Annotated in this window: 9 protein-coding genes; all 9 read left to right on the top strand. The window is 62.9% G+C overall.

From position 1 onward, the window contains the following. Positions 1-1,257: molybdopterin-dependent oxidoreductase (locus MUO23_00110; GenBank protein ID MCJ7511353.1), on the top strand; the 1,257-nt coding region annotated here is incomplete at its 5' end. Then, positions 1,254-1,709 carry a carbon monoxide dehydrogenase subunit G gene (locus tag MUO23_00105; protein ID MCJ7511352.1) on the top strand — a complete coding sequence of 152 codons (456 nt, stop codon included), beginning with the start codon at positions 1,254-1,256 and terminating at the stop codon, positions 1,707-1,709. The genes MUO23_00110 and MUO23_00105, both read left to right, overlap by 4 nt. Positions 1,710-1,975: 266 nt before the next feature. Further along, positions 1,976-3,280, top strand: a complete 1,305-nt coding sequence (locus MUO23_00100; GenBank protein MCJ7511351.1) for a BMP family ABC transporter substrate-binding protein — start codon at positions 1,976-1,978, stop codon at positions 3,278-3,280. Positions 3,281-3,528: 248 nt separating this feature from the next. Then, positions 3,529-5,067 (top strand): ABC transporter ATP-binding protein, encoded by a 1,539-nt coding sequence (locus tag MUO23_00095; GenBank protein ID MCJ7511350.1) that lies wholly within the window; start codon positions 3,529-3,531, stop codon positions 5,065-5,067. A 4-nt stretch (positions 5,068-5,071) separates the two neighbouring features. After that, on the top strand, positions 5,072-6,184 hold the full coding sequence (locus MUO23_00090; GenBank protein ID MCJ7511349.1) for an ABC transporter permease: 1,113 nt from the start codon (positions 5,072-5,074) through the stop codon (positions 6,182-6,184). A gap of 1 nt (position 6,185) precedes the next feature. After that, positions 6,186-7,061: an ABC transporter permease gene (locus MUO23_00085; GenBank protein ID MCJ7511348.1), complete on the top strand. Its 876-nt coding sequence runs from the start codon at positions 6,186-6,188 to the stop codon at positions 7,059-7,061. Between the two features lie 142 nt (positions 7,062-7,203). Next, entirely contained in the window at positions 7,204-8,094 is an 891-nt protein-coding gene (locus MUO23_00080) for a xanthine dehydrogenase family protein subunit M (protein MCJ7511347.1), read from the top strand. Between the two features lie 55 nt (positions 8,095-8,149). Continuing rightward, a complete protein-coding gene (locus MUO23_00075) occupies positions 8,150-8,629 on the top strand; it encodes a (2Fe-2S)-binding protein (GenBank protein ID MCJ7511346.1) in 480 nt (159 codons plus the stop codon). Positions 8,630-8,679: 50 nt separating this feature from the next. After that, positions 8,680-9,470 (top strand): molybdopterin-dependent oxidoreductase (locus MUO23_00070; GenBank protein MCJ7511345.1); only part of this gene is annotated, 791 nt, incomplete at its 3' end.

Genomic DNA, 9,470 nt, shown 5'->3' with positions numbered 1-9,470 from the left:
GTCACTCCCGTTCGGGGAGCCGGGCGGCCTCAAGGCATCTACATCATAGAGCGCCTACTCGATATCGCTTCCAAAGAGTTGGGAATTGATCTGGTAGAAATCCGCAAGCGCAATCTTATTCCTCCGGATGCTTTTCCCTACGAGCACGGGATCATCGACCAGGCCTTTGCGCCGCTCATCCTGGACAGCGGCAACTACTGGCCCGTGATGCAGAAGGCTCTGGAGATGATCGGCTACGAGAAGTTCGTGCGCGACGAGCAACCCCGGCTTCGGAAGGAGGGCAAGCACGTGGGCATTGGGATCGCGCCCTTCATCGAGTCGACCGGCGTGGGTCCCTACGAAGGCGCCCGTGTGACGGTCGAGGCCAGCGGCAAGATCTTCGTCGCCACCGGGGTCGGCACCCAGGGACAGGGCCACTTCACGGTCTTCGCCCAGGTCGTGGCCGATCAGCTCGGGGTGGCGGTGAGCGATGTGCGGATTGTGTCCGGCGACACGGCCGAGTTCCACTGGGGAACCGGAACCTTCGCCAGCCGCGGGGCCGTCGTGGCCGGCAACGCCATCCACGCCGCAGCCGTGATCGTGCGCCGCAAGGTGCTGGAGCTGGCCAGCAAGCAGCTGGACACACCCATGGACGAGCTGGAGCTTGACGGGGGCAGGGTCCGGGTGGCGGATATCCCCCACAAGTCCATCAGCCTGGCCGAACTGGCCTCGCTGGCCAATCCCCTGCGAGGGGCGGTCGAGCCGGGCACCGAACCTGGCCTGGAAGCCACGGCCTACTTCGGCCCGCGCTACGGCGCCACGGCCTTTGGAACGCACGCCATGATCCTCGAGATCGATCCGGAAACGATGATGATCGAGATCAAGCGCTACGTCACGGTCGAGGATTGCGGCACGGTGCTCAACCCCCTGATCCTGGAGGGCCAGATCCATGGGGGCGTATCCTTCGGCATCGGCAACGCCTACTACGAGAAGCTGCACTTCGACGAGAACGGACAGCTGCTGAACGCCTCCTTTGCGGACTACCTGATCCCGTCAGCGACGGAGATGCCGCGCATCGAGGTGGGCCATGTGGAAACCCGCTCCCCCCTGAACGAACTGGGCACCAAGGGAGTCGGTGAGGCGGGGACGATCCCGGTGCCCGCCCTCTTCGCCCAGGCCATCGAGAACGCGCTGGCCGATCGGGGGCTGGAGATCCTGGAAAGTCCCCTCAGCCCGAACCGCCTGTATGAACTCTTGATCCGGAAGGAGGCTGGATGAAGATCGAAGGTCAGTACACTTTTGACGGCCCGCGCGAGATCCTGTGGGAGCTGGTGCGGGATCCACAGGTCCTGGCGACATGCATGCCGGGATCGCCGAGCGTGCGCAAGACGGGAGAGCATGAGTACGAAGGCGAGATCGGAATCCGGGTCGGCCCTATCTCGGGAGCTTTTGCCGGCCAGCTATCGGTCACGAACGAGGTGCCGCCTGCCAGCTGCACCCTGACGGTGGAGGGCAAGGGAAAGGTCGGGTTTGTCAAGGGTGTCGGGAACATCGACATGACGGACCAGGGCCAGGGCAAAACCTTGATGAAATACACCGGTGAAGTGCAGATTGGCGGAAGGGTCGCCAGCGTAGGCCAGCGCCTGTTCGATTCGGTGAGCCGGGGCATGATTGACCAGGCCCTGGGCAAGCTGAATGAAACGTTGCAGGCGCGGAGCGCAGCGCACTAGTGTCGGCAGCCAGCAGGGGAACTGCCGCATGAAGCCGCACCCTGCGGTTGGCAGTTTCGGCCATATGCCTGTACTATCGAAGGCACGGCAGTCGGCCTCGCGGTGGGCCGGAACCAGGCCATAGCCCGTGCCGACTACGGTCACGCCCAACATGAACGGCATAGGATGAGATCAGCGAAGGGAGGTCATTGGCCCATCGATAATCGACCACGCTCCGCCTCTCCACCATCCGTCTCCATTCTCAGATGTTCGCGAGGGAGGAATTGATGAAGCCCAAGAACTCGTTCGTGTTCGCCGCACTGCTCTTGATCGCCAGCATGCTGCTGGGGTCCTGTGCGCCCGCGGCTACGCCCACGGCCGCGCCCCCGGTCGAGCAACCCACGGTTGCGGTCGAGCAGCCCACGGTAGAGGTCGTTCAGCCAACCGCGGAACCGATGAAGATCACCTTGGCGATTGAGCACTTCAGCGTCATCGCCGGTACCACCTGGTCCGGAGCCCAAGACCGGGCCGGCAAGCGCATCGCGGAGAAGTACCCGAACGTCACGTACGTCTTCCGCGAGAATGTCGCCCCCGATCAGACCAATCCGTTCGCCGAGGAGCTGATCGCCAGCGGCGCCAACATCGTCGTCGGCAATGCGGAGTTCATGGGACTTCCTCTGAAGGACATCGCCGACAAGTACCCGAACGTGTACTTCGCGTCCGTCATCGCCAGCGACCTGTCGACCACGCCGAACTTCATTCGGTTCTTCCCCAAGCAGTACCAGGCCCTGTACCTGGAAGGGCTGATCGCAGGGGCGCTGACCCAGACCGGCAACATCGGCATCACCTCCGCCTTCCCGTGCGTGCAGGTGATCCGGCGCCAGGCCGGCTTCATCCTGGGTGTGCAGGATGCGGCTGCGATGCTCAACAAGAAGATCACCGTCTACGTCAAGTACGCCGGCAACTGGTACCTGCCCGCCGATGAGCGAGCAATTGCCGAGACGTTGGTCGACACCTATAAAGTAGATGTCCTGACCCAGCAGACCGACTCGAGCTCCACCATGGACGTTGCCAAGGAGAAGGGCGTCTGGTTCGTGGGCAAGGACATGGACATTGTGGGTGAATACGGCTGGTCTGACACGGACACCGTCGCCGTATCGTTCGACACGCGCTGGGAGATCATCTACGAGCAGATGGTCCTGGACTACCTGGCCGGCAACAAGGCGCCGGAGACCATCCTGTATCCGGGCATGGAGACGACGATGACCCTGGCCGACGGCACCGTGGAACCGACCGTTGACCTGATGAACGACGGCAAGATCGGTGTCGACGCCATCAGCCCGGCGGCGCTCCCGTCCATCCCGCAGGAGATCATCGACCTCGTCACGCAGCGACGCGATCAGATGATGAAGGGTGAGTGGGATCCGTTCACGGAGCACGAATTCGTGAGCAACGGAACAGGCTTGGAGATGGAGGGCTTGCCGATCCCGGCCGCGGGCACCGTGGTCAAGGCCGCCGGCGTGGCTGCGACCACCGAGTGGCTGCTGTCCCAGTTCAACTTCGATCTGCAAGGAACGACCATCCTGAAGTAGCTGGGTGTGTCGGTTCGCATGACGTGTGACGGCTAGTCACAGGCAAGTGAGGCTCTCGTCCTGCGGGAGCGACCCTCGGGACGAGAGCCTCGCGCTTCAGCGGGGTCGATATGCTGCCCGATGGGTTCGTCCGGGGCTGCCACCCCGATGCGCCCGCGATCGGCCTGGGCGCGTGGATCCGGATCTCCGAGTGCGTGACCGACGAAGGTGGCCAGGCAAGAACCAGCGGCAGGCAATAGGTTGAGACCATGCCCATCCAACCCGTGAAACGCGGCGATACCGTCCTGGAGGCGAAGGGAATCACCAAGCGATTCCCCGGCGTCCTCGCCAATGACCACATCGACTTTGAGATCCGAGCGGGTGAGATCCACGCCATCCTGGGTGAGAACGGCGCCGGAAAGACCACCCTGATGAAGATCCTGTTCGGGCTGCTCCAGCCTGACGAAGGCGAGATCTACGTTCACGGGGAGAAGGTGACCTTCCGCTCGCCCCTCGACGCCATTCACCTTGGCATCGGGATGGTTCACCAGAACCGCAAGCTGATCCCCGCTCACACGGTCATCGAGAACATCATCCTGGGTCACCCCAAAGCGGGGAGGATCCCTGACCTGAAGAGGTTCCGAGACGAGATTGCGGAGCTGTGCGACCGATACGGCTTCAAGATCGACCTCAAGGCGAAGGTCTGGCAATTGTCGGAGGGCGAAAAGCAGACCGTGGAAATCCTGAAGACCCTGTATCGAGGCGCCCGGATCCTCATCCTGGATGAGCCCACTTCCGCCCTGGCGCCTCCGGAAACGGAGAAGCTCCTGGCGTCGATCCGCATCATGACCGGAGACGATCTCGCCCTCGTCCCGTTCATCACCCACAAGCTGCCTATCGTGCTGACCATCAGCCAGCGGGTTACGGTCTTACGGCGGGGCAAGGTCACCGCCCGCCTTCGCACGGCGGAAGCAACCGAGAACAGTCTGGCCCAGGAAATGGTAGGCCGCGAAGTGATCTTCCGGCTGGAGCATGTGGAGGTCGAGCAGGGCAAGCCCATTCTCGAGGTGGACAACCTCTTCGCCTTGAACGACAAAGGGCTCCTGGCCTTGCAGGGCGTCTCCTTCTGCGTGCATGAAGGCGAGATCTTCGGCATTGCCGGGGTTTCCGGGAACGGACAGCAGGTCCTGGCCGAGGTGCTGGCGGGGCTGCGCAAGGCCGTGGCCGGCAGCATATCGATGGACGGGATCAACATCACCCGGTCCGGCAGTCTGGAGCGATGGAAGAACGGCATGGGCTACATCCCCTCGGACCGGATCGATGTGGGTTCGATCGGCGACTACTCCCTGGTCGACAACGTCCTGATGAACTACCACTTTGACGGCGCCTTCTCCCGTTGGGGGATCGTGGATTCCCAGAAGACGCGCAAGCTCACCGAAGAACTCATCTCCGAATACGGCATCGTCACGCGCGGTCCGGATAGCACGGCCAAGAGCCTGTCCGGCGGCAACCTTCAGAAGCTTATCCTGGCGCGCGTGCTGTCCCGCAAGCCGCGGCTCATCATCGCCAACCTTCCCAGCCAGGGGCTGGATGTGGGAGCCACCGAGTTCGTCCAGAACAAGCTGCTGGATGCGAAGCGCCAGCACGCTGCCATTCTGCTCATCTCGGAGGACCTTGAGGAGGTCCTGTCGCTGAGCGATCGCGTGGCCCCAATCTACGAGGGCGAGTTCATGGGCATCATCCCGATCAAACAGGCCAGGCGAGAGGACATCGGAGCCATGATGGCCGGTTTGAAGCAGAAGGTGTAGACCCATGAAGCTCGGCAGCTATGAGGTGAAGCTCGAGAAGAAGGTGAGGGTCACCGGCTGGGAGGCGACGACCATCTCGCTGCTCGCGATTCTCACCGGCCTGGCGCTGATGGGCCTGATCTTCCTCCAGGACGGAGTTCATCCGCTGACTGGCTATCGGGCCATCTTTTCCTATGCCTTTGCCAACCAGTTCGGGCTACCCCTGACGATCAACCGATCGATCTTCATCCTGCTGTGCACTTGCGCTTTTATCGTCCCGATGAGGGCCGGACTGTGGAACATCGGCATGGCCGGCCAGCTCTACGGCGGCGCGTTGGTCGCCTTCGCCGTGGCGCTGGCCCTCGGCGCCAAGGGATCCCAGAACCCGACCCTGCCGCCGGGGATCATCATTGCCCTGATGATGCTCGGGGCGCTCCTGGGGGGGGCAGTGATCGGAGCCATCCCGGGCTTCCTCAAGGGGTGGTTCAACACGAACGAGATCGTCGTGTCCATGATGCTGAATTCGATCGTCTTCTGGCTGATCGCTTACATGATCAAGGAGGGAGGCCCCTTCATGGGCGGGGGCGGGGAAGGCGAAGGGTTCAAGTTGTCGGAGTCGATCTACCCGCCCATGGCCTTGGGAGGGACCTTCACCATCCCTATTGCCCTGGGATTGGCGGCGCTGCTGTACTTCATGTTTGCTAAGACCACCCTGGGCTATCAGATCAAGGCCTTCGGCCTGAGCCCGTCGGCGGCCAAGTACGCGGGCATCAGCCCGCACAAGGTCCCGCTGCTGGTGTTCATCCTGGGCGGGATGTTTGCCGGCCTCGCCGGATTTCACTACTTCGCCGCCGTCCCCGGTGTCTACAAGATCCCCTTGAACTACGGTGACTTCGGCGACCTGTCCTTCTACGGGATCATTTGCGGGCTGATCTCCCAGGGAAACCCTCTGGCGGCCATTCCTATCGCTCTGCTCTTCGGCGGGCTGACCAACGGAGGCCGGTTCGTCCAGGGACAGCTACAGCTGGGGTACGGCATCGATTACGCCCTGCTCGGGGTACTGATGATCACCCTCGTCGCCTTCCAGTTCTTCTATCGCAACACCATCGTCTGGAAGAAGATGGAAAGGGAGCCATAGGATGTGGGAGTTTGCGGCGAGAAGCCTGAACGCCTCGACGATCTTCACGATTGCGGCGCTCGGGGAGTTGATCGGACAGCGCTCGGGCATCCTCAACGTTGGCATCGAAGGCGTGATGCTCTTCGGGGCCACCGTGGGGTTCATTGTGGCCAAGACCTCCGGGAGCTATCTCCTCGGATTCCTGGCGGCCATTGTCATTGGAGGCCTCATCGCCGCGCTGCACGGCTTCCTCTCCATCACCCTGGGGGGCGACCAGGTCGTGAACGGCATGGGGATCTGGATCCTGGGCTTCGGACTGACGGCCTACATCGGTTACCCCTACACGGGGCCGCTGGGCATGGAGAGGATTCCCGACCTGGCGGGTCTTTCGCCCTTCTTCTTCCTCGCCATCGGGCTGGTGGTCCTGACCTGGTGGGTGTTCTCAAAGACCACCCTGGGACTGCGGATACGATCGGCGGGAGAAAGCCCCTCGGTCACCGAAGTTTCCGGCGTCAACGTCACCCGGACCCGCTACCTGAGCGTCGTTGTCAGCGGAATGCTCATGGGCCTTGCGGGGGCGATCTACTCCCTGGACTACAATCCCGTATGGAGCATCAACTTCCTGTTGGGCTGGGGCTTCATTGCGCTCGCGCTGGTCTTCTTCTCCATGTGGAATCCCTTCATCCTCTTCGGTGGTTCCATCCTGTTCGGCACCTTGTGGCAGCTCTCGCTCAATCCTCAGCTGATCCTGCCCGGCGTGCTGTCCAGGTATATCTGGAGGACCGTGCCCTTCATCATCACCATTGCAGTCCTGGTGCTGATGTCCACGAAGTGGTTCAGTTCCCGATGGGGTGCCGCCAAGCCCGAAGCTCTGGGGCTTCCCTACAAGAAAGAGTGATGGCGGAGTTCTGGTATTCTGCTTATGGTTCAGACCATGCGTCCATGCTATTCTCAGCATGCCATTTCGAGCGGAGGGTGAGACCCCTTCGGCGAACCCTTTGCGAATTCGATCTCTCTGTGAGAAGGAAGATGTCAGAACCATGAACACCCATCCGACGCTTCCTGAGTTTGACTACCTCCGGCCCCGTACGCCGGCCGAAGCCAGCGAGTTCCTTGCCCGCCATCCCGGGGAAGCCCGTCCGTTCCTGGGAGGAACGGATGTCCTGGTTCGCATGCGGGACGGATTCCTGACCCCCCGCTTCCTGGTGGATGTCAAGGGGCTGGAAGGGACGAATGATCTGCATTTTGACCCGAAGGCCGGCCTCACACTCGGTGCCGCCGTCAGTATGAATCGGGTGATCGCATCCGCCGAGGTGCGGACCCACTACCCCCTGCTGGCCGAGGCATGCCGCTCCGTCGCCAGCTACCCGCTGCGCACCCGGGCGACCGTTGTTGGCAACCTCTGCAACGCCTCCCCCGCTGGGGATACGATTGGGGCATGCCTGGCACTCGATGGAGTGCTGCACGTCTATGGGGTAAATGGCCCGCGCCAGGAACGGCTAGAATCATTCTTCCTCGGCCCTGGCAAGACCAGGCTCGAACCGGGTGATGTCGTGACGGCAATCCACTTTCCCCTCCCGCCAAAGGGATGTGCGGGGATGTATCTCAAGCTGGGACGCAATCAACTGAGCGACCTATCGATTGTCGGAGTGACGGCTCTTGGCCACCCGGACGCGAGCTGCCCATCCGGCCACCGCTTTCGCCTAGCCCTGGCCTCGGTCGCCCCTGTACCCCTCGTACCTGTCGAGGCAGAAGCATACCTGGCAAGTCACCCCATCACGCCCGAGTCGCTGCATGAAGCGGCGCGGCTGGCGGCCGACGCCTGCTCGCCGATTGACGACGTGCGCGGAAGCGCCCGGTACCGCAAGCTGATGGTCCGGAACCTGTCGGCCACAGCGCTTGCGCAGGTCTGGACCCAACTGACCGGCTGACGGGTTGGTTCTCAAGCGGACGAACCCGCCTCGCCAGCCATCCTTCGAGGGACCTATGGCACTTCACGAGATCCACGTCACCATCAATGGTGAGCCGGAACAGGTGGCCGTCCCCGCCAACATGACGCTCATGCGCATGCTGCGGGAGAAGCTGGCGCTGACCGGCACCAAGAACGGGTGTTCGGCCGGCGAGTGCGGCGCGTGTACGGTGCTGCTGAACGGGGAGCCGGTCAACAGCTGCATGGTATTGGCAGTCGAATGTGACGGAGCCCGGATCGTCACCGTGGAGGGGCTGGCCAGCGAAGAACGGCTGGCCCCCGTTCAGGAAGCCATCCTCCGTCAGGGGGGCGTGCAGTGCGGGTTCTGCACGCCGGGCATCCTGATCTCCGCGCACGCGCTGCTGCAGCGGAACCCGAACCCGGGAGAGGATGAGATCCGCGAGGCGCTGGTTGGCAACTTGTGCCGCTGCACGGGATATGTGCGCATCATCGAGAGCGTCAAGGAAGCGGCCAGAATGCAGTCGGCCGCCGGCTGACCCAAAGGATCGGCCTGGCCTGATTCGTGTGGCCAGACGGGAGAGAATGCATGAAGAGCGCCGGCTCACAACCCACGCCCAGCCCCATCGGCGAGAACGCTCCCCGCATAGACGCCCGCCAGAAGGTGACCGGCGCGGCGGTCTTTGCTGATGACATCCAGTTCGGGGATTCGCTGCTGCACGCTCGCATCAAGCGCAGTCCCATTCCGCACGCCCTTATCCGGAAGATCGACACGGCCCGCGCCCGCGCCCTGCCCGGCGTGAAGGCTGTCGTCACCGGCGAGGACTTCCCCGGCTATATCGGGTTGTATCTGCAGGACCGGTACATCTTCTGCCGCGACCGCGTGCGCTACGCCGGTGATCCAGTGGCGGGGGTGGCCGCCATCAGCGAAGAGATCGCCCAGAACGCCCTCGACCTGATCGACGTGGACTACGAAGTGCTCGAGCCGGTCCTGGACCCTGAACTGGGCACCCTCCCCAGCGCGGCGCTGCTTCATCCCGATCTGGGCCAGTACGTGGTCGCCAACTTCATCTTCCCCAAGCCGGGGACGAACATCTCCAATCACTTCAAGATCCGCAGGGGGGATGTCGACAGCGCCTGGGGCCAGTGCGCCGCCATCGTCGAGCGCAAGTACCGGATTCCCCACATTCAACACGTGCCCATCGAGCCTCATGTCGCCGTGGCCCGAGTGGAAGAGTCCGGGGAGATCACGCTGTGGGGCAGTTCCCAATCGCCGTTCGCGCAGCGCAATCTCATCGCCCAGTCGATGGGGATCTCCCAGAGCCGAATGCGGGTGATCGCGCCGCTGGTGGGCGGTGGATTTGGCAGCAAGGCCGGGGT

The organism is Anaerolineales bacterium (assembly GCA_022866145.1).
Lineage (GTDB): Bacteria > Chloroflexota > Anaerolineae > Anaerolineales > E44-bin32 > PFL42.
This window is presented reverse-complemented; position numbering and strand designations above follow the sequence as displayed.

What these genes read in the sequence shown, in the direction of transcription:
- MUO23_00105 (MCJ7511352.1), top strand. Translation starts at nt 1,254, where the DNA reads ATGAAGATCGAAGGTCAGTACACTTTTGACGGCCCGCGCGAGATCCTG.
- MUO23_00100 (MCJ7511351.1), top strand. Translation starts at nt 1,976, where the DNA reads ATGAAGCCCAAGAACTCGTTCGTGTTCGCCGCACTGCTCTTGATCGCC.
- MUO23_00095 (MCJ7511350.1), top strand. Translation starts at nt 3,529, where the DNA reads ATGCCCATCCAACCCGTGAAACGCGGCGATACCGTCCTGGAGGCGAAG.
- MUO23_00090 (MCJ7511349.1), top strand. Translation starts at nt 5,072, where the DNA reads ATGAAGCTCGGCAGCTATGAGGTGAAGCTCGAGAAGAAGGTGAGGGTC.
- MUO23_00085 (MCJ7511348.1), top strand. Translation starts at nt 6,186, where the DNA reads ATGTGGGAGTTTGCGGCGAGAAGCCTGAACGCCTCGACGATCTTCACG.
- MUO23_00080 (MCJ7511347.1), top strand. Translation starts at nt 7,204, where the DNA reads ATGAACACCCATCCGACGCTTCCTGAGTTTGACTACCTCCGGCCCCGT.
- MUO23_00075 (MCJ7511346.1), top strand. Translation starts at nt 8,150, where the DNA reads ATGGCACTTCACGAGATCCACGTCACCATCAATGGTGAGCCGGAACAG.